The organism is Paenibacillus sp. FSL R7-0333, assembly GCF_038000365.1.
In the GTDB taxonomy this organism is placed as follows: Bacteria; Bacillota; Bacilli; order Paenibacillales; family Paenibacillaceae; genus Paenibacillus_AQ; species Paenibacillus_AQ silagei.
The window spans coordinates 2595729-2621300 of record NZ_JBBOBZ010000001.1 but is presented as its reverse complement, the minus strand read 5'-3'; the positions used below and the strand labels follow the sequence as shown (position 1 = coordinate 2621300).

The 25572-nt window shown below is 54.7% G+C and carries 17 protein-coding genes; 2 read left to right on the top strand and 15 right to left on the bottom strand.

Going from position 1 to position 25572, the window contains the following annotated elements; translation table 11 throughout:
- Positions 1 to 27 precede the first annotated feature (27 nt).
- Positions 28 to 1788: a sensor histidine kinase gene (locus tag MKY86_RS10655; protein WP_076073680.1), complete on the top strand. Its 1761-nt coding sequence runs from the start codon at positions 28 to 30 to the stop codon at positions 1786 to 1788.
- Positions 1766 to 3352: a response regulator gene (locus MKY86_RS10650; protein WP_076073677.1), complete on the top strand. Its 1587-nt coding sequence runs from the start codon at positions 1766 to 1768 to the stop codon at positions 3350 to 3352. Before MKY86_RS10655 ends, MKY86_RS10650 begins: the two co-directional genes overlap by 23 nt.
- A gap of 177 nt (positions 3353 to 3529) precedes the next feature.
- Here MKY86_RS10650 and MKY86_RS10645 read toward each other — a convergent pair whose 3' ends face one another.
- The 15 genes from MKY86_RS10645 to MKY86_RS10575 form a co-directional block, all read right to left on the bottom strand.
- Complete coding sequence (locus MKY86_RS10645; protein ID WP_036724896.1) at positions 3530 to 3733, bottom strand: hypothetical protein; 204 nt, start codon at positions 3731 to 3733, stop codon at positions 3530 to 3532.
- A 31-nt stretch (positions 3734 to 3764) separates the two neighbouring features.
- Positions 3765 to 4931 (bottom strand): glycoside hydrolase family 27 protein, encoded by a 1167-nt coding sequence (locus MKY86_RS10640; RefSeq protein WP_235191859.1) that lies wholly within the window; start codon positions 4929 to 4931, stop codon positions 3765 to 3767.
- Between the two features lie 776 nt (positions 4932 to 5707).
- A complete protein-coding gene (locus tag MKY86_RS10635) occupies positions 5708 to 7414 on the bottom strand; it encodes an RICIN domain-containing protein (protein WP_340826856.1) in 1707 nt (568 codons plus the stop codon).
- A 148-nt stretch (positions 7415 to 7562) separates the two neighbouring features.
- The gene (locus MKY86_RS10630) at positions 7563 to 9197 is read right to left on the bottom strand and encodes a response regulator (protein ID WP_076073672.1); all 1635 of its coding nucleotides are present in this window, start codon (positions 9195 to 9197) and stop codon (positions 7563 to 7565) included.
- Complete coding sequence (locus MKY86_RS10625) at positions 9175 to 10932, bottom strand: sensor histidine kinase (protein ID WP_076073670.1); 1758 nt, start codon at positions 10930 to 10932, stop codon at positions 9175 to 9177. Before MKY86_RS10625 ends, MKY86_RS10630 begins: the two co-directional genes overlap by 23 nt.
- Before the next feature lie 33 nt (positions 10933 to 10965).
- Complete coding sequence (locus MKY86_RS10620) at positions 10966 to 12639, bottom strand: extracellular solute-binding protein (RefSeq protein ID WP_340827792.1); 1674 nt, start codon at positions 12637 to 12639, stop codon at positions 10966 to 10968.
- A 137-nt stretch (positions 12640 to 12776) separates the two neighbouring features.
- The gene (locus tag MKY86_RS10615) at positions 12777 to 14027 is read right to left on the bottom strand and encodes an endo-1,4-beta-xylanase (RefSeq protein ID WP_076073667.1); all 1251 of its coding nucleotides are present in this window, start codon (positions 14025 to 14027) and stop codon (positions 12777 to 12779) included.
- Between the two features lie 19 nt (positions 14028 to 14046).
- On the bottom strand, positions 14047 to 14994 hold the full coding sequence (locus MKY86_RS10610) for a carbohydrate ABC transporter permease (RefSeq protein ID WP_076073664.1): 948 nt from the start codon (positions 14992 to 14994) through the stop codon (positions 14047 to 14049).
- A 16-nt stretch (positions 14995 to 15010) separates the two neighbouring features.
- Positions 15011 to 15916 (bottom strand): carbohydrate ABC transporter permease, encoded by a 906-nt coding sequence (locus MKY86_RS10605; RefSeq protein ID WP_076073663.1) that lies wholly within the window; start codon positions 15914 to 15916, stop codon positions 15011 to 15013.
- Positions 15913 to 18477 (bottom strand): DUF5696 domain-containing protein, encoded by a 2565-nt coding sequence (locus MKY86_RS10600; protein ID WP_076073660.1) that lies wholly within the window; start codon positions 18475 to 18477, stop codon positions 15913 to 15915. Before MKY86_RS10600 ends, MKY86_RS10605 begins: the two co-directional genes overlap by 4 nt.
- Positions 18478 to 18491: 14 nt before the next feature.
- A complete protein-coding gene (locus MKY86_RS10595) occupies positions 18492 to 19118 on the bottom strand; it encodes a YIP1 family protein (RefSeq protein WP_036724916.1) in 627 nt (208 codons plus the stop codon).
- Positions 19115 to 20575, bottom strand: a complete 1461-nt coding sequence (locus tag MKY86_RS10590) for a hypothetical protein (RefSeq protein WP_076073657.1) — start codon at positions 20573 to 20575, stop codon at positions 19115 to 19117. Before MKY86_RS10590 ends, MKY86_RS10595 begins: the two co-directional genes overlap by 4 nt.
- An 18-nt stretch (positions 20576 to 20593) precedes the next feature.
- Positions 20594 to 21475 carry a carbohydrate ABC transporter permease gene (locus tag MKY86_RS10585; RefSeq protein ID WP_036724919.1) on the bottom strand — a complete coding sequence of 294 codons (882 nt, stop codon included), beginning with the start codon at positions 21473 to 21475 and terminating at the stop codon, positions 20594 to 20596.
- Complete coding sequence (locus tag MKY86_RS10580; protein WP_076073655.1) at positions 21472 to 22437, bottom strand: carbohydrate ABC transporter permease; 966 nt, start codon at positions 22435 to 22437, stop codon at positions 21472 to 21474. The genes MKY86_RS10585 and MKY86_RS10580 overlap by 4 nt, the downstream gene beginning before the upstream one ends.
- A gap of 18 nt (positions 22438 to 22455) precedes the next feature.
- Positions 22456 to 25350: an extracellular solute-binding protein gene (locus tag MKY86_RS10575; RefSeq protein ID WP_076073652.1), complete on the bottom strand. Its 2895-nt coding sequence runs from the start codon at positions 25348 to 25350 to the stop codon at positions 22456 to 22458.
- Positions 25351 to 25572 lie beyond the last annotated feature (222 nt).

Here is a 25572-nt window from a genome sequence, read left to right as displayed (position 1 = left end):
AGCACAAAACTTAGGAGTCAGAAGCAGATGGGCAACAAGGAACGCAGTCTCTTCTCCAAGCTGGTCGGCTCGCTGGTTATATTGTTACTGCCGGTTCTGATCTTGTCGGTCTATTCGAACAGAGTCAACGAGAACGTGATTACCGGCCAAATCAAACAATCAGGCATCAGCCGGTTATCTACCTTAGCCACACAGATGGACAATATTATTACTCAGCTGGAGACCTTCACCTACCTCCTGATCCGTGATCCGAACGTCATTGAATTTCAGGACCTGTCCTTGCTGAATTCCAGCTACTACGAACAAATCAGCCGCAAAAAGCTCATTCAGGATAAGCTGTATCTGCAAAGCGCCTCGACGGAATGGATCAATGAAATCACGGTCTATTCGCCGCGTTCAGAGCAGACCATATCCACGGTTAACGGAACCTCCTATGATCTGGAGCGTCTTCAGCGGCTGAGCAAGGACAACTGGAATTTCATTATGGATGACGATCACGCAGACAAACAAGGCAATGTCATCCACTTGACCTTTGAGCCCTACCAGTCCAGCAGCGGTATTGCCAAAGCCAATTCCATCATTGAAATCAGCTTTCACATGAACAACGTAATCCGGATGCTGGAGCAGTTTCAATCGCAGGGAATTGGGGAAGCGCTTTTTTATAAACCTGATGACATCTTCTTATCCACGCCCTCTTGCCCGCCTGAGCTTCTCCAGGAGGCTGTATCCGTCTTGAAGCGGACGCAGCTGGCGCATGAGGGCAATATTACTCTGGATGTCAGCGGAACTTCCTATCTTCTGTCTTATTCCGATGTGCAGGTGCTGGACGGGTATGTGGTTAACCTTGTGCCTTTATCCGAGATTCTGACGCCACTTAGGGTGACCAACCGGTTCGCCTATCTGGTCCTCGGACTGATCCTCATCGTAGGCATTGCCTTATCGTGGCTGCTGTACCGCAATGTTCAGGTCCCGCTGCGCGCTCTGGTCAGAGGGGTGCAGCTCATCAAGATGGGACAATACAAGACCAGAATTCCGCTTCAGGCGAACAACGAGTTCCGGCTCATTGTATCGAGATTCAATGACATGTCGGCGCAAATCCAGCAGCTGATCGAGAATGTGCTGGAGCAGCAGCTGCTCACGCATGAAGCTGAGCTGAAGCAGCTGCAATCACAGATTAATCCCCATTTTCTGTATAACAGCCTGTCCTACGTGATCAGCATGACCAAGCTGGAACGTAAGGATGCCGTGCTGCAAATGGCTTATCACCTGTCCGATTATTACCGTTATACGACCCGGGTGGAGAATCAGGCGGTGAGGCTGGCGGATGAACTGAAGAATGCTGCCGATTACCTCAGCATCCACCGGATGCGGATGAGCCGCATCCGGTACAGCATCGAGGTGGCGGACCTCATGCGGGACCTTGAAGTTCCCCGGCTGATTCTCCAGCCGATTGTCGAGAACGCGCTGATTCACGGGATTGAAGCCCTGGAGGGCGTTGGAGTAGTAACGATTACCGGGAGCCTGGACGGCAACGGGTATTCATTGATTGTAGACGACAACGGTGGCTCCATGACCACCGTCCGGCTTCAGGAGCTACAGAAGCTGCTCACGAACCGGTATGGCGAACGGTCGGAAGCCTGCGGCCTGCTGAATGTGCACCGGCGGCTCCAGCTCCGGTACGGAGCGGATTCAGGGGTGAGGCTGTCGGTCAATGCGGCATCGGGACTGCGGGTAGAGCTGTACTGGACAGAGAAGGCGGTGGAGGATGAAGCTGTTAATCGTGGATGATGAAGAGCACTTAGTGGAGAGCATGACCGCAAGCATTGCCTGGGAGACGGCTGGCATTACCAGCGTATTCTCAGCCTATTCCGGCAAGCAGGCTTTGGAGCTGATGGGGAAGCATGCCGCGGACATCGTGGTGACCGATGTCCGTATGCCCGGCATGAACGGCATTGAGCTGATCCGGGCGGTCAAGCAGAATTGGCCTCAGACGGTCTGTATTCTGCTTACCGGCCATGCAGAATTTGAATATGCGCAGCAGGGGCTGAAAGCTAGGGCGGCTCATTATTTCCTCAAGCCTGTGAAGGATGAGGAGCTGCTCGCTGCCGTCTCTGAAGCGGCCTGCGGGCTGCAGGCCGAGCGGGAGCAGATGAACGCCTATGTGCAGTCCCAGGCGATGGTTCACCGCAATCTGCCTATCCTGCGCTCCAACCTGCTGAACCATCTGATCCAGGGACGCATGTGGACTGAACGCAAATTGACAGAGCAGCTCCAGTTATACGGCCTTCCAATCGGATTAGGTGATACGATCTCCCTGATTCTGATCCGCATCGAGGACCCGCAGAAGCGCTACGATCCGTCCGATATGTCACTCCCGGGCTTCGCCGTTACCAATATTGTGGAGGAGCTGGTGTCCCAGCACTTCAAAAGCTGGAGCTGCGAGGATGTATACGGCCATCTTCTGTTCATTGTGAATGGCGGCGGGGATGCAAGGGGACGTCAACTGGAGCAGACCGCGGATGAGATGCGGCAGATTGTCAGCCGGTTGCTGCATCTGACGATCTCGGTCATTCTCTCCCCTTCCGGGACCTTTCCTGCCAGTGTGGAGGAGCTGTATCAGCGCTGCGTCGCCACGGTCCGCTCGCAGATCGGCTACGACAACGACTTCGTCGTCCAGCTCGGCGGTCATCATGTCAAACCGGCCTCTCTGGTGGTCGCTTCCCTCTACTCTCCTCCCCTGTTCCCGCATCTGCTTGAGGCCGGGAACTGGGAGGCGGCAAGAGAGAAGCTGCATGTGGTGTTGCAGGAATGGGGCACGAAGTATAGCGGCTCGTATGAGCATTTATCGGAGATTGTTTACGCCTTGAAGTCCGCGTTCTCCTACTTTGTGCATAAGAACGGCGGTCTGCTGACAGACTACCGCCTGCATACGCCGCTTGATATCAGGAGCATCGGAGAACTGGAATATTGGGCAACGGGCTTGCTGGACAGGCTGCAGCATGAGATGAACACCGAGCTGTCCGCCTCCCGTCACTCCGTTGTCGCGCAGATTCATCAATTCGTGCAGGAGCATCTGTCGGAGGATGTCTCCCTTCAGGCTATCGCCGAATATGTGTATATGCATCCAACCCATGTATCCAAGGTCTTCAAGCGGGAGACGGGAGAGAACCTGTCCGATTACCTGCTGCGGCTGCGGATGGAGAAGGCTGTATTCTTGCTGAAGGACAGTAAATACAGAATTTATGAAATAGCGAACCGTCTGGGATACAAGAACCCCACGTATTTCATCAAGGTCTTCAAGGAGCATTTTGGCGTCACCCCCCAGGAATTCAGGGAGAGCACGCTTCTCTAATTACGCTCCCGGTAATTCCGGGCCAAAAAGCCCACCAAAGAGGCAATCGCCTTGACGGTGAGCTTTTTGTCGTTCTATATATGCGAAAAACCCCCTACCGGCAAGCACGCGGTCCGCAGCAGTCTGTCCGCTGCTGTCTTCTGGTGTCTGCCAATAGAGGGTCATGCAAGGGTACAACTAACGGAACAGCACGCATTTCCCCGATTCCCTGAAATACTTGATCAGCCGCTCAATCGGCTCGCGTCCGCATTTCAGCTGCTCGCCAAGACAGTCGATACACAGGAAATCCTGGGCATTGCGCGTGACCAGCTTCAGGTAAATCGCCACATCATCCGTCATCAGAGGGACCCCGCATTGTCTGCAGGTTCTGTTCATGCTCATACGCTTCTCTTCTTTCTTATCTCTAGACCAATCAGACCAATTTCGCCCGCACGATCAGACAGTCATGGGCTGGAACGACCGGAGCGAACCGTTCTCTGAATACCCCAAGCTCCTTTTGCTCCCAGCAGTCATACAGGGACAGCGATTTGCCGGAGGCATACGGAAGCCCGAAATCCCAGAATTGCAGCGACATCTCTCTTTGACCATCACTCAGATTGAAGAATCCGATCGCGAGGTCACCGTCTGCTAATACTTTTACCAGCATGAATACTTCATTGGTATGGAACCACTGCGGCTCAGGCTTAATGCGGTAAGCTCCGCGGCCCTCGATATCCTGGTTGATGGCAATCAGATCCGGGTTCAGCAGAATGTTCTTGGTCGCTTCGTTGGCCTTGCGGATGTCACTGCCGATCATCAGCGGAGAGCCCAGCAGGCTCCACAGCGAGAAGTGCGTCTTGTACTCCACATCCGTGCAGCCGCCGATCTGGCTGCCGATGAAGTCGCTGTTGCTGCCCCCGTACATGCCGACTACCAGCATATCCAGATCATTATGGCAGTAGGCTCCGGTGTAGGCGGCTTTGTCGAGCTGCGACAGCGCGAGGGTCTTGATCGATTCCCAGCTGTCCTGGATATCGCCGGTGGAACGGTACATATGCGCGCCGGATTCACGAATCCACTGGTAGACGTTATCCTCACCCCAGTTACATGCGGAGAAAAGAATATCTCTTCCACAGTTCTTAAGTGCGAGACTCATCCGCTTGTACAGTAGCTCCCCCGACATATGTCTGGGTTTGAAGCAGTAGTCATACTTCAGGAAATCTACACCCCATTCCGCCAGCGATGCGGCATCCTGGAATTCATGCTCGAAGCTGCCCGGATACCCGGCGCAGGTATGCGTTCCCACACAAGAGTACATGCCGAACTTCAGTCCCTTGGAGTGAATATAATCTGCAACCGCCTTCATTCCGTTCGGGAATTTGTCCGGGTCAGCCACCAGCTTGCCATCCTTGTCCCGTTCCTTCAGGCTCCAGCAGTCGTCAATGACAATGTATTCGTACCCTGCATCCTTATAACCGTCCGCCACCAGCGTATCAGCCGCTTCCCGGATCAATTGCTCATTGATATCCCAAGTAAACGTGTTCCATGAATTCCATCCCATCGGCGGCGTTAAGCCAAGCTGTTGCTGTTTGTCCATCATTCGTATTCATCCTTTCGCATTATGACAGGAATTGATCCCTGGGCAAATGCTGTATTATTTATGTATTTAATCACACCTAATCCTTGTAATCTATAGCTTGACGTTGCTTTCATATGGATGGATGTTGCTTTTCTTATATAAGGAGTGAGAGAGTCGAAGGTGTAAAGAGCTTGGTTTGTTTTATGCGGATTGTGATGCTTGTGGGCGCATATGCATCAACTTCGACGGGAGTGGGCGGGTAGGCTGGTTGAAAAATCACACCTTCTCTGGCCCTGCCGCAAGCAAAACTACTTGTGTCATCTTCTCTCTCGGAAATAGGTGGACAAAGGTATCTTAATTTGCTGGATTCTCAGGATTAGGCGGGAGTAAGTGGAAAAGGAGCATCTAATTAGTTTGATTTCGTCACTTTAGTGGAAATGCGCAAAATTAAGTGTTGTTTATCCAACCATTGCCGTAGGAGGAGCCTTTTGTTCACCAGTAAGTGTATAAAAGGCAACTGTTTCCCTCCACACCTTTGCGCCCGAACCTCCAGCCTTCGCCACCCGTCCTCCACACCTCCTCGCCCGCCGAATGTATTCGGTTTTTCACACACATTTGCTCTCGCACCCCCGCACACGCCAAATGTATTCGGTTTTTCACACACATTCGGCCTCACACCTCCTCGCCCGCCCCTTTCCCCTGCTTCATCACGCAAAAAGCCCCCTTCCCCCGCGCGGCAATCCGGTACTGTCCCGGACCGCCCTGCAGATGGAGAAGGGGGCTCTTACCATAAAGCTCTAGTTCACCTGGACCAGCTTCCACTGCTGATGCAGATCGCCGCGGTAGAGGTTCTGCTGGAGCTTCGCGCCGTCTGCGGTGGAGGCTCCTGTGACTTCGACTGCCTTGTTACTGTTCACATTAAGAATGCTCCAGTAGCCGTTGCTCAGCTTGATGAGACGGAACTGCTGGGCGGTGTTGTTCAAATCCTGCATCAGCTGGATGGCTTCGCCGTTATTCTTCGTGCCGTTACGCACATCCATCACCTTATTGTCGGAAGAATTCACGCTGCGCAGCCGGTAAATATTATTGTACGTGCCCATATCCGTAACCGTCCATTGCTGAGCCAGCGCCGTGTTCTCCGGCCACTGCTGGAGCTGAAGGGCGTTCGTATTCTGCCCGTTCGGAACGTCAATCGCTTTGCCTGACGCCCGGTTGATCAGCTTATATTTCGCATTGTTGGTGACCCCGTTCCACACCCCGTTCCAGGGGTTGAACTGTGCCCGCTCGTAGTACCATTCGAAGATAAAGCGCGCCATGCCGTCCCGGGTGGCGTTGCCGTCATAGAGCAGCCCGCCGTCCGGATCGGCGAAGGAGCTTTTGGGACCGGGATCGAGCAGGAAGCCGTTCATATGGACAGCAATGCTGACATTGCCGGCGGCGGTGAAGATCGCTTTGGTATTCTTGCCGAAGCCTGCATTCGTACCGTTGAACAGATCCCAATATGCGGAGTCGCCCGGCTGGTTCTTGAACCAGGTCGTTTCAGTAATATTGATCGGGTAAGCATCGGCAGCAGGCTTGATGCTGCTATCCCAGATCTGCTGAAGCGAGTTGAAATTGTCATAAGCGCCGTAGCCCGGGTACCAGTGAACGGCATAGCCGTAATTATTCAGCGGGTCAGTCAGCGGACTGGATGCCGTCAGCTGATAATGCTGATCCCAGCCGAGTCCTGAAGCCCAGATCACATTATCCGCGCCCTTGCTGCGGATCGTGGAGATCATGGAGTTCTGGAAGTTCTTCAGCGAATTCCAGAACGCTGCGAAGTTAGGCTGGGAGGGATTGCCGCCCCATTGTCCGTTCACATCGCTCAGCACCGGCTCGTTGACCAGCTCGAACATGACATTATCCGCGCTCTTGAGTCCCGGCTGGGAGGCCAGGTAACCCCAGATCTGATTGAACTTGTCCAGATTGGCCTGGGTGGTCGCCTTATTGTCCAGCAGGGTGAAGTCCAGCCCCAGCGTGACATACAGCCCCTTAGTCTTCGCATACTCCACATAGGGAATGATCAGATTCTGGGTAGCTGCCTGAAGGCCCGCGAAGTTATACGTTCCTGCCGCGACATCACCCATATCCTCCCGGTCGATGAACAGGCGGACCTGATTCGAGTACCAGCCGTGGTTGTTGCCGTATTTGCCGGAGGTGCTGGTGAAGGTATCCGTGATCTCCTTCAGGTACTCCAGAGTGGCCTTATGCCGGTTCCCGCCGTTGCGGTTCAGATAATAATTGCTGTTCTGATACGTCCAGTAAGCCCCGGTAGGCTGATGCCAGCCGCTTAGCAGCACAGGCTGCCCGCTGCTGTTCACCAACTGATTGCCGCTTACATGCAGCTTGGGAACAGGCGAACCCTCCCAAGCGTTTGCAGTGCCGCCGCCGGACTGCATCGGCGTCAGCAGCAGGGCCAGCATCACCAGCAGCTTCATGGATAAGCTTAACTTCCTTTTTCTCACAGATACCCATCTCCTTCTCATTTCGTAAAATCGGCGGATGCCGTCTTAATGAAAGCGAATACATCTGAATTGTACTCTGCGGGGAGACGGGCTGAAACCTGTGTGATTATAGTTGATAGACTTACAAATTATAGTTGATAGACTCAGATTATAAATTTACATGCAGAGACTCCCTGTATTCCTGGGGGGTCATTCCCGTCATTTTTTTGAAGAACCGGGTGAAGGAATGGTGGGCCTCATAACCGACATACAGCGCCACATCGCGGATTTTGAGCGTTTCATTTCCCAGCAGCTCCTTCGCCTTGACAGCCCGGCATTGATCAATGTACTCAGACAGGTTAATACCCTGCTCCTGCTTGAAGAAGCGGGACAGGTACGACGGATTGAAATAATGCAGCTCAGCCAGCCGCACCAGAGACAGGTCTTCGCCCAAATGGCTGTGGATATAATCGCAGATCCGTTCAATAACCTCCGAGGAGCGTTCCTTCTCGGCTGTGCTTCTCTGCTCGAAGAGATCGGAGGCCAGCCTCTCCAGATAATAGATGCCCTCCCCCAGGGAAGAATGCTCGTCCAGCCGCATCAGCTTGCCATATTCATTGACAAGGCTGTAGAGCTCCGAGCGGTTCAGATGGGACAGCAGCACAAGGGCAACTGTATAATACAGCTCGGCGGCTTCTTCCACGGAGACGCCCGAATGAATGCCTTCCCGGATCTCCTCCAGCGTCTCAGCGAACCGCTCCCGCCGTCCGGCATCCAGATGGGCCGCAAGATTCTCCACCCGCTGTTGGAGCCGGACCCCAGTCTCACGGACTGCGTCAGACTCCGGCGGACCGCTGCGGTCAATCTGCACCATGGAGATGCCGTCCCCGATCTTCATCTGCTGCAGCCGGTGAAGCCGCTCGTAATGGCGGCCGGTCTCTGTCCAGGCACAGGCCGAGCCACTGACCGTAAAAGCAACCGGCAGGCCCAGCGTCTGCCGGCAGGACTCCTGGATCATCTCCAGCGTCCCCTCCAGATACCGCGCGAAATTCACGCCGAAGGCAGCCCCGGCATTATGCACAGGCTGCAGCAGCCACAGGAGATCCCCGTGCCTGTCAAGCACCCAGGCATGCCGGGTCATCTCCGCCAGATGGGAATTCCAGATCAGCCGGGAAGAGGTCAGAAGCTCACGCCGGTCCATGTAAGAGATGCCCTCCGGGTATGTAAGCCGTCCAAGAACGAGCATGACCGGGGTATCAGCATTAAGGCTGATACCCAGCTTGCTGAAGTCTGAACGTAACGCATCCGTATCCTTACACAAGGCCTGGCTGTCCTGAAGCAGATGGCGGAGATAATCGCCCTGCGCCGCCGTCTCCATGGAATCGCGCTGCTCCCTGGACTGCTCCAGCAGCTCGCTTAGCATATTGCCCTGCTCAATCTCTTGCAGCACCTCCTGGACCGTCTCAATAATCTTGTCGAAGCCCTCGGTCTTCAGCAGATAACGGGCCCCGGGAAGCTGCAGCGCACTATAGGCATAATCGAATTCACTGTAGCCGGTCAGAAAAACAATCCGCGACCGCGGCCAAAACTCCCGGATTTGCTCAGACATCTCCAGCCCGCTCATGCCGGGCATGCGGATATCGGTCAGCACAATATCGATCCGGGTGCGCGAGAGCCACTCCAGGGCCGCTTTGGCCGAATAGACCTTGTAGACATCAAGCTTGTCCGGAAGCAGCTGGTTGAACGCCTCGTATAAGCCGTCTGTTATTATCTCTTCATCATCAACGATCAATAGTCTGTACAAGACCTTCACCTCCCGTCAGCCTAATCCGGATCTCGACCCGGAGGCCGCTTAACATACTTCTGTCCAGGAACAGGCCGCTGCCTTCCCCGTAGATTAATTGGATACGCCGGTGGATATTGCTCATGCCGGTGACTTCATGCGTTCCGCCGTTCTGATTCAGCCGCCTTCTCAGGGTCTCGATCCGTTCATCGGTCAGCCCGCTTCCGTTATCCTCAACAATAATGCGAATCTCCCGTTCCTCCTGTTCAAAAGAAACCCGCAGCTCCCCATCCTCCGCCTGCTTCTCCAGACAATGCTCATAGGCATTCTCAATTATCGGCTGGAGAATCAGACGCGGAACCCGCAGCTCCTCCATGTCTTCCGGCAGCTCATCGAATTGAACCTGAATGCGCCTGGAGAAGCGCATCTTCTGGATCTCCGTATACATCCGGGAATGGCGCGTCTCCTCCGCAAGCCGGACATTATCCTCTCCGTTACGGGTGATGAACCGGAAATATTCGCCCAGCATGCCGGAGAATTCCTCAATCCGGGAGCTGTCCCCCTGCTTCGCCAGGGCGCTGAGAATGAAGAAACTGTTATAGAGGAAATGCGGATTGATCTGTGACTGGAGCTGCTTCAGCTCCGCCCGCTGCATCATCAGCTTCTGGGTGTAATCCTGGTCAATCAGCATCCGCAGCCGGCTGAGCATCTGGTTGAACCGGAGATACAGATAGCCGAATTCATCCTTGCGGCCATGGTCAATCTGAATATCCAGCGAGCCGCTCTCCATCCGTTTGAAGCTGCGGATCAGCACAAGCAGCGGCTTCTGGACGAACTTATAGGTCGCGTAGGAATAGATCAACACCGCCAGGAAGGACGCCGCCGCGAACAGCCAGGCCCAGACCACGAACTTGGTCAGCGGCCGCTTGACCGCCTTCTCCGGCAAATAGGTGGCCACAGCCATCCCCAGCTTGTCAGAGGTGAAGCTGTCAATATGATACCGTATTCCGTCCAGCTCCCAGTTGTACAGATTCCCCTCATCGATCGCCTGGTGATAGCTCTCAATCAGCTCCGGGGAGCTGTTCTCTGTACCGAGCGCATAATCCGTCAGCCGCGAGACCAGCAGCGACCCGCTCTCCTCGTACGCGTTAATCGCCCGGAGCGAATCCTTCAGCTTCTCGTTGTCCAGCTCAATCTGCACGATGAAGAGCGGAGGCTCATTCCTCCTGCCGCTGGATTGCGTAACGCTTAGCTCCAGGAAGTTGTTCCAGTTGATCAGCCGGCCTTCTTTTCTGAGATCGACGGACCGGAAGAAATTGAACTTGCTGCTGTCAAAATCATCGATGCCGTTCATCGCGGACAGCGTTTTGTTAATGGTACGGATATGAACGAACACATCGCCGATGTAGGCGCTGCTGTTCTTCAGGGAGGTGAGCCGCTGCGTGATGTAGTTCAGGCTCTCCCGCTTTTGAACATCGTCCATGTAATTCCAGGTGACGGCAATCTTGTTCAGCTCGGTATCCTGGGCAAGATCATACTGCTGGATCTCCATCCACTCCACCTCGCGGTTCAGGTCCTCCAGATAATAGGTTAATTGCGACAGGGTCGCTCTGGACAGGTCCTGGCTTGCATTCCTGTAGCTCCAGTTGTAGAGGTAGAGTCCAAGCAGCAGAATCGGCAGAATAATAGCGAGATAAGTGACAACCATCCGGATAAAAATAGTGTGGCGCATCGACACCGCAGGAAACTTAAGCACGTGCACCGCCTCCACTCGTCTGCTCAGGTCCGATCATTTTCCGCTCCCGCCCTTCTCAGCATACCAGTCGTTGACCTCAGCTGTAATCTGCTCGCCGCCCAGCTTGTTCCACTGTGCCACGAAATCATCGAACTCGCTGAGCGGTCTGCCCTGAATGATATCAAGAAAGGCATCAATCTGAAGATTATTTAGAATATTCTGCTTCTCGATCATTGTCTCCGTAGGTGCACCGACGAAGCTCTCATAGAGCAGTTGAGATTTGCGCTCATACCCGTCCAGGATGGAAAAAGCACCCGAAGGCCCGTACGTCCGCTCCCAGCCCCAGCCTGTCTCGCTGTCTGCACCCCCGGCCTCGTAAGCGGCAATCCGCTTCTGGATCGTCTTCGCTTCATCACGAAGCACGGAGGCATCGCCGGTGCGCCGGAAGGTCTCCAGCTCCCGGAAGGCCTCCAGGTTCTTCTGCACCGGAAACGGCGTCACCGGCGACAGCTTCCACACCGCCTGCGGAGCGTTATAGTACCGCTCCACCTCACTCGTAGCCCCCCAATTCTTCTCCAGATGCAGGTTAATCAGCTTAATCAGCGCCTCCGGATGCTCGACGCCTTGCTTGACCGCCAGGAACTGGTTGGTGCTGAACGGAAGCGGCACCTTCGGCGCGGCACCCGACTCCGAGACCAGCGGGAAGGCTTGCCACTCAGCCTGCGGATTATGCTCCCGGCTGGACTGCACGAGGAAGGAGCCCCACTGCTCCCCATACATCATTCCAACCTGCTCATGCTCAATCCAGTCGCTGGCCTTGACCCCGTCCTTGAAGGCGAATTCCCTGTCAATCTGTCCCGTCCGGTACAATTCCTGAAGCACCTGCAGGGCATGCTTGACCTCCGGCTGGATCCCTCCATAGACCAGCTTGCCGGTCTTGTCCTTAATCCAGATTCCGGGATACGCATCATAACCGGCCATGAACCCGGTAAGTCCCATGACCGGGTCCCACAGATATTTGGTGGCCGCAAGGCCATAGGTATCATGCTTGCCGTTACCGTCAGGATCTTGCTGCGTAAACGCTTTCGAAATAGCCAGCACCTCTGCCATCGTCTGCGGGGGCTGCAGGCCGAGACGCTCCAGCCAGTCCGTGCGAATCCACAGGAACATCGCACCCTCAATGGACGAATTGGTCTCCGGGATCGCCATAAGCTTGCCGTCAAGGGTAACCGTCTCGAACGGGCCCGTTCCTTCCTCGCTCAGCACCTTGCGGGTTAACGGGGTTGCATACTGGTCATAGACTTCGCTCAGGTCCTGGATCAGCCCTGCATTGCTCAGCACCCTGAGCTGCGAAGCATTCACCCGCACAATATCAGGGATATCCCCGGAGGCCAGAGATACCCCCAACTTGCGGGAGTAGATGGAGCTCCACTCCGTCCAATCATAGGTGACCCTAATGCCGAGCACCTCTTCATACAGCTCGGTCCAGCGGTTATGCTCCAGCGACTCTCCCGGCAATTCCTTCAGTATTTCTTCCAGCGCATCGTTGTTCTCACGTACGAACGACAGCTGGATGGGCGGATCATATTTGCTTAGACCCGGCTCTTCATATAACGAAGCGCTCCCCGGCTGTCCCTCAGGAACCGGAGAACGCTCCGCAAGGCTATTGCTTCTCTCACAAGCGGTTAACAGTTGTACGGCCATGCATGCAGCGACAGTCCAGGCCATTGTATTCTTGATTGTTTTGGGCACCAGTTGCAACCTCACTTTGCAAGATTATTTATTACCGGAATATTATATTATCCCGGCAAAAATAATGAAATTGTAAGGTGCATTTCTTGTTTGGCTTACCCGTTCTTTACCATTTAAAAATCTGTGACCGCCTGGAAGGCCGGTTTGGGCTGATGCTGCCTGTCGAACAGCATCGGCGCCTCGGTCCGCTCGGCCGGGAACGTGCTCAGCCAGGTATGGTCATCCGCAATGCCCCAGAACATGACCCCGCTTAACAGCTCCTTCCTGTCTCTTAGAGCAGCGAATAGCTCGCCGTACCGCGCAGCCTGCCGCTGCAGGATGTCCTCAGGAACTACAGGGCCGACATCGCTGAGATCGTTATAGACATACAGGCTCATATCCAGCTCGGTGATCTGATTATCAAGGCCGAGGGCATGGAACTTCTCCATGGACTCGATAATACTCTCCACCGAAGGATAGTCCAGATTAATATGGGTCTGGTGGCCAACCCCGTCAATCGGCACCCCCTTCGCCAGCATGTCCTTCACCAGCTCGTAGAGCCGGTCCCGCTTCTCGGGATTATCTGTGCCGTAATCATTAATATACAGCTTAAGCTCCGGCCCTCCAGCCTTGCGGGCCGCCCGGAAGGCTGTCTCGATGAATTCGGTGCCGGTAATCTTATACCAGTCGCTGGCCCGCATGCCATCCGGGTCTCCAGGCTCAATCACCTCATTCACTACATCCCAGGAGGAGATGTCGTCCTTGTAACGGCTGACAACAGCGGTGATGTAGCTGTCGAGCCGCTTCAGCAGCAGCTTCTTGTTCGCTTCCCGTCTTGCTGCATCGGTCTCATCCGCCATCGCCTGACCGGCTTCATCCTGGAAGAACCACTCCGGTGTCTGGCTGTGCCACACCAGGGTGTGGAAGCGCAGCCCCATGCCGTTCGCCTTCGCGAAGGCGACGATCCGGTCGGCCCGTTCCCAGGTGAAGGTGCCCTCAGCCGGTGCAATTGCATCCGGCTTCATGGCATTCTCGGCCACGAGCCAGTTCACATGCCGCTTCAGCAGCTCGGCTGCGGGACCCTCCAATTGGTCCGGTTCCACCGCAGCTCCTATAGGAAAGTAATCCGCATAGGCTGCCGCCAGCGGCGGAGCCTCCTGCTGCACCGGAGCTTCTGCCGCAGCTTCAGGCGAAGCTGCAAGGGCAGCGGCCGGAGTCCCGGCGGGCGAGGCCGCCGGGGATGACGCTACATTCCCTGGCGGGGATGCAGCAGGAGCCGCATCTCCGCCAGGAGCGGAGCAGCCGGATAACCATAGAAGCGCGGCTGCGAAGACTATACTCCGGGCCAGTCTGGCCGGAGTGCTTGTTCTGTTATTTTGGCGCACAGTCATCCTCCTTCTACGGTTATCCCACAATCCCGGTACGCTCAATACTCTCCACGAAATACCGCTGCACGAACAGGTAGATAATGATCAGCGGCAGAATCGCCAGCAGAATCCCTGTATCCTGGACCATGCTGAGGTAGAACGGATCAGCCTTGGAATTGGCGCCGTCCTCCAGCAGAATCGCCAGATTATACGGCAACGAGCCGAGCTGGGTCGCCATCACCTTGCTGGATGTCAGATAAGTCGTGGTGAAGAAGCTGTCGTTCCATTGCCACACAAACGAGAAGAGCAGCACCGTAACAATAGACGGTATCGCGTTAGGCAGCATAATCCGGTAGAAGGTCTTGCCTACCCCGGCCCCGTCGATATAAGCCGCTTCCTCCACTTCTTTGGGAATCCCCCGGAAGAACTGCCGGAAGATGAAAATGTACAGCCCCGCCTTCAGCGAATTCGCCGTAGCAGAGGTTAGAATAAACGGCCAGTAGGTGTTGAGCAGATTCACCGATTTACCGGTCAACAGTGGAATCAGCCCCATCAGGCTGAAATCCTTCAAATTCAGGTAGACCGGAATCAGAATCGTGATCGGCGGAACCAGGATCGTCAATATGACCCCGGCGAACAGTAGCTGGCTCCCTTTGAACTTCAGCCGGGCGAAGCCATACCCTGCAAGCGCGCAGGAGATGGCGGTTAAGATTGTAGTCAGCGCCGACAGGGTGAAGGTATTCAGCAAGGCCTGCCAGTAATCCATAATTCCAATCGCTTTGACGAAATTGTCGAGCGTGTAATTCTCGGGAAGCCAGACGACAATCGGTGAATACAGATCGCTCTTGGCCTTGAAGGCCGTGGATATCTTCTGGAGTACCGGATAGAGGATCACGAACGACAGGCCTGCAATGAGCGTCAGCCGCACGAAGGACCATATCCATTTCTTCCAGCGTTCGAGCGACAGTAAGCGGGTCGCATGCATTAGTCCCATCCTCCCTTTAATCATAGTAGAAGACCTTCTTCGAGATCAGATAGCTGCTGACGGCCAGAATTAAGGCCACTGCGGCGAAATACAGCCAGGCCATCGCAGAGCTTAGACCGAAGTTGAACTGGGTGAAGCCGGTCTCCCGGATCAGGTCAGTCATGGCGTTATTCGAGAAGGAATCGATAATCGTATAGATGGAATTCACCAGAATGAGCGGGCTGACCATGGGAAAAGTGATTTTCCAGAAGGCCTCATAGCCGGTTGCCCCTTCCATCTTGGACGCCTCATACAGCTGCGGCGAGATGGTCTGGATACCTGCCAGGAAAATCAGAATCTGTACGCCGGACTGGCTTACAATACTATAGATGCGGCTCACGGCGCTGGTCAGATAGTTCACTACCCATTCGCTTAAGCCCGCATCCAGCATCAGCCCCTCCAGCTCGAAGGTGCCCAGTCCCTGAATCGCTCCCGCTCCGGCATTCTGATCGTTGACCGCCTGAATCAGGCTGGTGCTCTCCAGGCTCAGAATGACCCCGGAGGCCAGAATAACGGGCAGGAAGAAAATCGAACGGGCCAGCGATCTGCCGATGAACTTCTGATTCAGCAGCACCGCCAGGAACAGGCTGAAGATGACGATCAGCGGCACATTGATGACCATATTCAACATGGCATCGGCCAGCGAGCGGTTGAATTCGGTATTCACCGTCAGCGCTTCGACATAATTCTGGAAGCCGCTGAAATGAACAATCAGTCCGTCGGAATTAGCCTGCACCGAGCTTAAGCTGTAGCGCAGCGAAGACAACAACGGAATCAGGAAGAAGAAGATGAACCCCAGCAGCCAGGGCAGCACATAGAAGAAGCCCATTAATGCCTTTTGCTCTTTGTAGGATCTGCGGTCCAGTCTAAGTATGGATTTCAAGATTGCTCACCACCCGTAATATAGCTTTCGGCTTCAACCGTCCGGCCTTCGGCAAGGACTGCTGTCTTATTGTAGTTGACGATGACAGACATCCCGTTACCGTAAGTGCTTTTATAGACACCGTCTGCCAGCTTCTCATGACCCGTCAGCCGCTGATTCTGAACGTTCTTCATCACTCCGTTCACTTCAGTGTACATATCGGCTGCCTGGTTGATCCACTGCTCGTAATTGACCGCATACAGGTTATCGAAGTCGGTATCCTTCACCTTGTAATTAGGCGCATACATCCATTCATAATAGATACCGGAGCCGTACTCCAGACTCTTCAGGATATACTGCCTTGGATTCGTGAACGTGGACAGGTTAAAAGGCTTGCCGGTGTAATTCACATATCCCCGCACCACCATCGGATAGAACGGAATCTCCTCATCCTCCAGCTTGAACCGGCTGCTGGACACCGGAGCATCCGTAATGTCAGAGAGATACGGGAGGGCGTAGGCATTCCCGCCGTCCGCGAGAATGCGCAGGGACTGTCCGGTGATCTTCTCCAGTGATTGGACCGATATCTGCTCGGACGCAGACCGGTCAATTTCTTGATTTTTACGGAAATCACTGTTCAATTGATCGGCCATATCCCTGAGTGAGATGCCACCGGTCTGAAACGGTGCAATCTCCTTCAGCGTGGCATCGACATATCCGCCGACCCTGCTTGGCGAAATAATGTAGGCAGGCGTGAAGGAACGGTCCCGCCGGTTCAAGGCCATATTGTACGGATAGACAGCTGCCGGAATCTCACTGAGCATCCGGGAAGCCTTCTGATTAATACGGAAGCCGGAGGTCTGGTTCGCCCGAAGCAGAGCCACGTCAGGGAAGAGCTGAATATCTTGCTCCTTAGCGTATGCTGCCAGCCGGTTCAGTCCCTTGCTGCCGCCGATCGCCTGATCCACAGACAGCCGGTCCGGCACCTTGTGATCGAGGCCCCGGTTGAACCAGCCGGCATATTTCAGCTTGATATGATCAATGCCGCGCTGCTTCATCTGCTCCAAAATGCTCTGGGCCTCTTCGAAGGTGGTCAATGCCTCCAGCGATTGATACGGAATGCCGAGGACATGCTTGGTCTTCGTGATTCCGCCCACCAGCTCCAGATAGAACGGCGTATTCACAGGAGCTTCTGCGGAAGCGGCCGGCTGTGCCTCAGGCAGTCCGCCATGCTCCGCCAGATAGCTCTGGTAATAACGCGCCATGCCCGGATAGGAAGCTTCCTCTCCGCTCAGGAACGCATAACGGACAACGTAATCTGTCTTGGGCGGCTCCTGCTGGAATTTCGGCAGGGTGCGGTTCTGATCGCTTGACGTCAGGGTAAGATCTCCCTTGGCAATCAGGGTGAAGCTCGGATACACATAGTTGTATCCATTCAATCTGCCGCTGGTATCCGCGTTGATGGTAGCCAAGGACGCGCCTTGTTCAATAATGCCCAGCATGGCGCCTTCCTCCCGGATCAAGCCGAACACCGGCAGCTTGACCTCCTGCTGCTGTGCATAGGCATCTGTGGTCTCCATCGTCCCATCCACACCATATACCGCCTGCTTATATGCGGGATAACGGATCTTGCCGTTATTGAAATGAATCAGCGCTCCTGAGCCGTCCGGCACCAGGATGGAACCCGAATCCTTGCTCCCTCCGGCACCCAGGAAGCTCAGCAGGGAGATGTCATTCACCGGATAATCCGCAGGATAGCGGATATCCGCTGCCGGAACCTTGACGACCAGCTGATCCCCGTCCAGGGCGTATTCAATGGCGAGCTGGAAAATACGCGGCGCAGGCTTGGTCTGGCTGAGTTTGTTCTCGGCGATGTCCTGCTGCAGATCTTCCTCTGTGTACCCCGCCTTCTCGAAGCCCTTCAGGGTCCGCTCCAGCTGAAGCCCCTTCAGCGCTTCATCGTTTCGCGTATATACACCATTCTCCTCATCGAAGGTGTAGGCAATTTTCATCGTCCGCTGTCCGGTCTTATCCATCTTGCTCATGATCTTCTCCTCGAACCGCTCCTTGCCCATCTTCATCGGCAGATCCTCCGCTGTTGCAGCGGTCGTTCCGAACTGGTAGAAGACCTTGACGCCTTCCGGCGTCAGTTCCATCTTCATTTGCTTATGGGCCACGCTGTCCGTATATGAATTGACAGAGCTGACTTGACCCAGGTTGTTATAGAAATCCAGCTTGAGCTGCGCGGACAGCAGGTCTTTATTATCCCCGCTGGCCTTGGCATCCGCTTCACGGTCCAGCGGGTTGCTGTACCAGACCGTCCCGTCCGACAGATTCTTGACGGCAATCCCTCCGGTAGCTTCATCCATGAACAGCCGGAGCTGCGCGTTCTCGAGCACCCCTGTCATGCCGCTCACCCCACTATCGGTGAAGGCAGATTTCAGCGCGCTCCCTTCCGTAAAGGACACTTCAAGATTCGGTTCATGCCCGCTGGCCTGGCTGCCTGAGCTTGACGCCGAACAGCCGGCCAGCACACTCATACTGAAGAGAATCGAGAGCAGCATGATTAACGGCTTCCTCATTCCCGGTCCTCCTCCTATCTCCTCAAGACAATTTCTTGGTATATGGTCGAGACGAATGCAATCATCTGCTGAACCAGACTGAAGAACAGCAGGGTCAGGAAAGCCATGAAGGCCATAGCGAGCAGCGTCAGCAGAATCGTCCCGATCGTTTTGGACGGGGAGAACTGATGAACGGTCATAATGCCCACATACAGCAGCAGTCCCGACCAGAGAATGGCAAAGTTTTTGAAAAAGTAATAAAAAGAGCTCTCCTGGGCCGAGATGAAATTGCTGATCCAGATCCATGGGAAATTAATCAGGACAATCGGAACTAGGGCGAAGCAGGTGGTAATAAAAATCTCCGTGAACTTCCCCTCCCCGTCCATCAGCGTAGTCAGCGACCAGTTCGCCACACACCAGAACAGAACAGGAACCAGCACATAGACCGCTTCCAGCAGGCTGTTCAGATACCGGGGATTATTCATATTGACCAGGAACCCGCTGTATTGATTGCCCAGAACATTCGTCAGAATCAGCATAAACAGAATACCGAAGGAGATGATCAGACTGGTTTTTTGACTGCGTTCATATTTGAGGTCCCAGTATCCGTTGAACGGATGAACCATCACATACAGTGGATGTTGCAGCGCTTCTCTGTTCAATGGAGCTCCACCTTCTTTCTGGCCTTCATTTTCCGGTACATTCTCAGGCCCAGCCATAGGGCCACCAGCGCGATCAGAGCCGTCATAATGGTGGAGAAATGTCCGCGAAGCACTTCCTTACGGTAGAGCAGGAACGCTTTGGAATAGTTGGTCCGGTCCATGCTGCGCTCGAAATACTCCGCCGACTCCTTGTACTCGCCTTGCCGCAGATACGCCTTGCCTATACCCGCATAGGCATACTCCATATTCGCATTCAGGTTGACGACCTTGCTGAACTCCTGGGAAGCCATCTCCTCATCACCGTTATAGTAGCTGCGCACAGCACTGTTCAGCGTTCTTCCATACTCTGTGGTCTGGAATACCGTGATTTCACCCAGCGCCTGATCCAGCACCAGAATATCGTCACCGCTGTGCTCAATGGCAACCGGGGTGTTGAATTCGCCCAGACGGTTACCAATTCCGCCGAAAATGTACAGCAGATAGCCGTCCCCGTTGTACGTGAACACCCGGCCCCGGCTGGCATCCAGCACCGCGTATATTTCACTGTCGCTCACATCAATATCCACGAGCCGCGGGGCACCCCCTGAGCGCGTGGAGTAGAGCAGATCACCGCTGGGCTTGTAATAGCCCTCTCTCCGCAGAATATCTGCCCCCTGCGCGTTCAGCTTTTTGATCGGGTCCCCATAATCGTCACCGTTGGTAGCGTACAGAAAGCCTTCATCATTAATATCCAGATTGGTGAATTCGGTAGGCGTATACATCACCATCTGCTCACGCTGCGCCTTGGTGGAGATCGATTTCCAGAAATACTCCACCGCATCGACATGCACCCGGTTCGCACCAATGAACGATTTGAACACACCATCCGCCCCGAATTCCATGAATCCGTCGAAGACGCCGGCCGACATCACATAGATGCGGTCCGCCTTGTCTACAGCAACACGGACAGGCTGAAATTCAAAGTTCGCCTGCAATAGCTCGGACTTCGGGGCTTCAATGATCCCCACAGCCTTGAAGTCGCTGTCGAGATGGACGATACGCTTATTGCCCGTATCCGCGACATACACTTCCTTCTGCTGCGTCACATAGATGCCCTGCGGATTGTTGAACTTCTCCGCCTTCCCCTTGAACTGGAACGCGTCTACCGTCTTGACGGATTTGTAATCCTGATCCAGAATCACAAACCGGTTATTGCCGCTATCCAGAACATAGATCTGCTTATCCTCTGTAACCTGAATATCCTGCGGATTGTTGAATGGGCCCGCACCGGAGCTGGCACCCGTGATGAGCGTAGTAGCCTGGTAGGCGGACGGAGCCGCCACCGCATTCCCCCAGTATGAATAATTGTAGGAAGGGGCTGCGCTCTCTGCCAGGGCCAGCTCTCCGCCAAGCCCCAGACTGACCAGGCAGCACAAGGCCAGCAGACCGGTTCTCAGTTTCTTTATCCTTGCGACCATTGTCACCGTTCCTCCTCTCTACTCTTTCATACCGGATGTGGCCATCGTCTGGATGACACTGCTCTGTGAAATAATGAACAACAGAATCGGCACGGTCATCAGCAGCAGTGCGACGGCCGCTCCGACCCCGGCACGCGCAATCCCGCCCTGGATGACCTGGCTGAGCGCGTAGTGAAGCGTCTTCAGGTTCTCACTGTAGATGAAGCTCCCTCCATCTGTGCCCCACAGCGCCGGAAATTGCAGGATCATCAGCGTCAGCCAGGCCGGCTTCACATTCGGCATTACGATTTGCCAGAACACGCGGTACTCGTTCGCACCGTCGATTTTGGCTGCCTCAATCAGCGCATCCGGGATCTGCTCCATGAACTGCTTCATCAGGAACAAACCTAGTGAAAAGGCCAATGACGGCACGATAATCGCCGCCTGGGTATTGATCCACCCCAGCTGCGACATGACCAGATAGTTCGGTATTGCCGTAACATGCGGCGAGAACATCAGGGACAGCACTACAATTTTGAACAGAATGCTGGAGCCCGGGAATTTGAACTTGGCCAGCGGATACGCCGCTGCCGACGCCAGCAGGATATGTCCTGCGGTCCCTACCAGTGTGATCAGCAGAGTATTCGCAATGTATCTGGTGAACGGCACCCAGGAATTGCCCATGATCACCATCAGATCGGTGAAGTTCTCCAGCGTCGGGTTCCGTACCAGGAATCTCGGCGGGAAGATGAACAGCTCATCCAGCGGCTTGAAGGCATTGTTCACCGTATAGATCAGCGGAAGAACCATGAACGCGCCGAAGCCCAGCAGCAGGCCGAAGAGCATAAAGCTGACAGCAAAGGAACGGTTCAGTCTTTTTTGAGGGCGAAGGGCCCCTATCACTCTTGAATACAGGGTCATTCACCCACCTTTCTGAGCAGCTTCTGGGTCATCATGTTGGTTCCGAGCATAATTGCAAAGAGAATAGTGGCAATCGCAGAGGCATAGCCCATCTCAAAGCGCAGTGTCCCGTAATCCATCAGGTGCGTGACCACCGTATGTCCCGCATAGTTGACACTCGGGAAGCCCGCCAGCGCAATAGAGACCTCGGCCACCGCGAAGGAGGCGGTAATCTGCATGACCGCGCCGAACATCAGCTGCGGACGCATGGACGGCAGGGTAATGAACCACAGCTCCTGCCAGCGGTTCCTGATTCCGTCCATCGCTCCGGCCTCGAACAGCGTCTGGTCCACGGTCTGAAGTCCGGCGATGAAGGCCAGGAAGCTTGTGCCGAGACTCAGCCAGAGCTGCACAATAATGATAATGGGAAGAATGTACTTCTCATTCTGCAGCCAGATAATCGGCTCCAGCAGCACCCCGATCTTCATCAGGAAGCCGTTAAGATAACCATAGCTGTCCCCCGAGAAGACAATCAGCCAGATGAAGAACACATTGCCTGAGATCGAAGGCGCATAGAAGACCAGCGTCATCAGCGACCGGACAAAGGGCGACAGCTCATTAATCAGCCAGGCGAACAGGAAGCATGCGATATAGCTTAACGGGCCTGTGATCACAGCGAACAGAAAGGTGTTCTTCAGCGCGATCATGAACACATCATCGCCCAGCAGCAGCCTTGAATAGTTCTCCCAGCCGATGAATCTCGGCGTCTCCAGCATATTGAAGTAGAAGAAGCTCAGCCCGAAGGAGACGACCACCGGGATTACCGTGAACAGGAAGAAGATGATCATATAGGGACTCATCATGAAATAATAATGCTTGCTCTTCTTGATATCTCTCCATAATTGCGCCAGGCGGGATTCCTTGACCGGACCGCCAGCCAGCCCTGGCAAGGCTGGTTCAGTGGTATTCTGTATTTGTACCATCAGCTTACAGCCTCCAACCTAATACGGAAGTTTGAATTCCTTCCGTTTGATCTGAATTTCATCGTTAATGTAGATCAGATAATCCGACAGAGCTTCACGCGGATTCACATTCCCGTTGACCACCTTGCGGAACGCATTGTCCAGATGCCGGCCTGTGAAGTACCCGCCGGGAACCTGAGGGTTACCCTTCACCCATTGCCACTGGCTCTCCAGTTCCTTGTAATCCTTCACCGGCCACGGCAGCTCCTCCAGCGCTTCAATGTTCGCGGTCGGATAACGTGCCGCCGCTCCCATCAGCCCTTCCATTTCGCGGCCGTACTGGACCTGGGTGTCCTTGTCTGTCCACCACTTCATGAATTCCCAGGACGAATCCTTGTCCTTGGCATTCTCCAGCAGCATGACACCGGTTGTATGGCTGGCTACGCTATGGTCCACCGTGCCGTCCGCCTGCTTCGTTCCCGGCACCACCGTGAATTCCCACAAATTGCGGATTTCCGGCGCCATTACCGTCAGGCTGTTATAGATGGTATAATCGGCAATCCCGATCGGGATCTCGCCTGTACGGAAACGGTTCGGAAAGTCCACCTTCACCGGGAACTTGTAATTGGTATAGAACTGGGTCCACTTGTTAAATTCACTCATGGAGGTCTCCGAGTTCAGCGCGCTTCGCTTCTGGTCGTCCGTGTAGAGCTGCCCGCCGTTCTGGTAGAGCAGCATGGTGAAGGCCGCATTGGGCACCAGCGTCGCGTTGTTCAGTGTATCCTCCAGGGGAAGATAGAACTCCAGATTATGTCTCTGCAGCACAGAGACGACATTGTAGACTTCCTCCCACGTAGTAGGGGGCTCCAGGCCAAGCTCCTGCAGAATATCCTTCCGGTAAAAGAGCATCGGGAAGATCTGCTGCTCAGGCAGCCCGTAGACGCTTCCATTGTATTTATAAGGCGTAAGGGCGCTGTCGCGGAAGCGGTCAGCCACTTCTTTGAAATCGGCGAACTGGGACAGATCGGCCGATGCTTTGCGCATCGCATAGTTCACTGGAAGATCCTCGCCGATCTGCATGGCTACGTCCGGCCCTTCGCCCGCCAGGGTTGCCGGCAGCAGAATGTTCGGAGGCACCAGCCGCAGTGCCACGGAGATGCCCGAATCCGGCGTGAAGGTATCGTCAATCATGCTCTTCATCACTTGAGCCTGATCCCGGCCGGTCGAAATCCAGACCGTAATCGCCTTCTGGTTCTTCGTCACGTTACCGATACTGTCATAGTCTTCGGTATACGAGGCGCCATACGCTCTCAGCTCATGCTTCAGCTTCTGGAAGAAGGTCGCCTGCGCAGACGGAAGCGGCTTATCCGGCGCCGAGACCACCAGTGAATCCAGTGTCAGCGGCTGTTCCCGCACGCTAAGAATCCAGGTCCCCAGTCCGCCGACATTCGTCTTGAAGGAGACCAGCCGTTTGGCTACCGTGTCCGGATGCTTAGCCATATCCTCCAGTTGGGTAACCATCGAGTACAGCACGGATACCTTGTCGCTGCGTTCCCCGGTGGCCTGCTCCAGGTATTCGCCGACACCGCGGATAATCTCCGCCTGCTCCCGGAATACCTTGGTCATCTCCGGTATCCGCTTCTCCAGCTGATAGTCGCGGAACTTATCCGGGTTGTTGGAGGTAATCGCCAGAATATTGCGGTACATTTCATTCAAGGTCAGGACACTGGACTGGACGGTACGGACCAGCGGCGCGATATCGCCCAGGGTCACGGTCAGTCTCAGCTTGTGCGTCCCTTGTGTAAGATGGAACAGATAAGGCTCTTCCCCGCCGAGTACATTCATCTGCCAGCCGGGAGAGTAATTGAAGCGGATCTGCTTCATCTCGGTGAACGGATATTCACCATCAATGGTCAGGCTGCGGTTGGCATAGACGCCCCGGAGCTGATTCTGCTTCTCCTTGAGCGCTATCCGGTACAGACCTTCTTCAGGGACATCAATCTCCCATTCGATCCATTGCCCCGGAAGCTTCCAGTTCACCCCGCCGATGGTGTTGATCCTTAAATTTGAGACGGCATAAGGAACCACTGCCGGGCTGGAGCGGTCGGATAACGGGTATAAGGTAGGCGAGGATTTGGCGGATGCCGCTTCGGCCTGGACCTCGATATAAGGCTCTTGTACCGGCTGAAGGCCCTTAGTCTCATACTCCTGCTTAGCCTCTGCATAGGTGCGCACTGTCCGGTCCTGGAACAGCTCAATATAATCAATGGCCATCGGCTCACGGAGTGCGGTCAGCGACAGGGTCTGGTTCCCCTGCTCCAGATAGAAGGCATACGGCTCCTCATAGAAGCCTTCACTGTCCGCAATGACCGTGGACTGCCACACCGGCTGCTCCACCTGTCTGGGGCGCAGATCGTTGCCTCGGTCATCCTGCTTAATGACCTCCTCACGGTTCCCCCAGACCCGGTCGAAGAGCAAGGTATCCGCTCCCTTGAACGGCACCTCCCGGTTGATGGATAAGGAACGTTCAATGGACGAGCTTTTGCCTTCCACCGGATAATAATGAACCCGGATGTTGTACAGCCCGGATTCCGGAACCGGCACCTCCCAGGAGATGGTTCCCGATTCCTGGGTAATGACTGCTGCTCCGTCAAGCCCCTCGAATTGCTGCTTCACCTCAAAGACATCTCCGCTGCCGGGGGAATAGCTCTCCCCTTCGATGCGGATCTCCCGGTCAGGGCGCGGGGCATCCCCGTGTTGCTTCAGATAGGCTTCATAGCTGCCTTCTTCAGCATCCTGCGCGGCTGCCGTGAACTTGCCTACTGCGGGAGAGTCGGAATGCACAGGCTGCCCCGAGGAATTAAATATCCAGATCGTCCCGGCCAGCAGGACAACAACCAATATAATCGCTATGTTCCTGATTCGAATATTCAACGTACTCCTCCCCTTAAGCGATGGATCATAAGTTTATATAGATCGAACCAAGAAAAATCCCACTTAAAGGGTTAGTCGTGACTGCAGAGCAGGTTTGACTTTCGGCCGCTGTTAGGTTTGTATTTCCTGATTTAAACTGCTGTTCGCAGTAGAAATACAAACCTAAAGGCGAACGCTATCGCTCCTACAGTTCAAACCTCTCTTCCGCCACTTCACCCTAAG

Bases quoted from the DNA above. Each gene is read 5' to 3' on its own strand.
- MKY86_RS10655 (WP_076073680.1), top strand. From the start codon at position 28: ATGGGCAACAAGGAACGCAGTCTCTTCTCCAAGCTGGTCGGCTCGCTG.
- MKY86_RS10650 (WP_076073677.1), top strand. From the start codon at position 1,766: ATGAAGCTGTTAATCGTGGATGATGAAGAGCACTTAGTGGAGAGCATG.
- MKY86_RS10645 (WP_036724896.1), bottom strand. From the start codon at position 3,733: ATGAGCATGAACAGAACCTGCAGACAATGCGGGGTCCCTCTGATGACG.
- MKY86_RS10640 (WP_235191859.1), bottom strand. From the start codon at position 4,931: ATGATGGACAAACAGCAACAGCTTGGCTTAACGCCGCCGATGGGATGG.
- MKY86_RS10620 (WP_340827792.1), bottom strand. From the start codon at position 12,639: ATGGCCTGGACTGTCGCTGCATGCATGGCCGTACAACTGTTAACCGCT.
- MKY86_RS10610 (WP_076073664.1), bottom strand. From the start codon at position 14,994: ATGCATGCGACCCGCTTACTGTCGCTCGAACGCTGGAAGAAATGGATA.
- MKY86_RS10600 (WP_076073660.1), bottom strand. From the start codon at position 18,477: ATGAGGAAGCCGTTAATCATGCTGCTCTCGATTCTCTTCAGTATGAGT.
- MKY86_RS10590 (WP_076073657.1), bottom strand. From the start codon at position 20,575: ATGGTCGCAAGGATAAAGAAACTGAGAACCGGTCTGCTGGCCTTGTGC.
- MKY86_RS10585 (WP_036724919.1), bottom strand. From the start codon at position 21,475: ATGACCCTGTATTCAAGAGTGATAGGGGCCCTTCGCCCTCAAAAAAGA.
- MKY86_RS10580 (WP_076073655.1), bottom strand. From the start codon at position 22,437: ATGGTACAAATACAGAATACCACTGAACCAGCCTTGCCAGGGCTGGCT.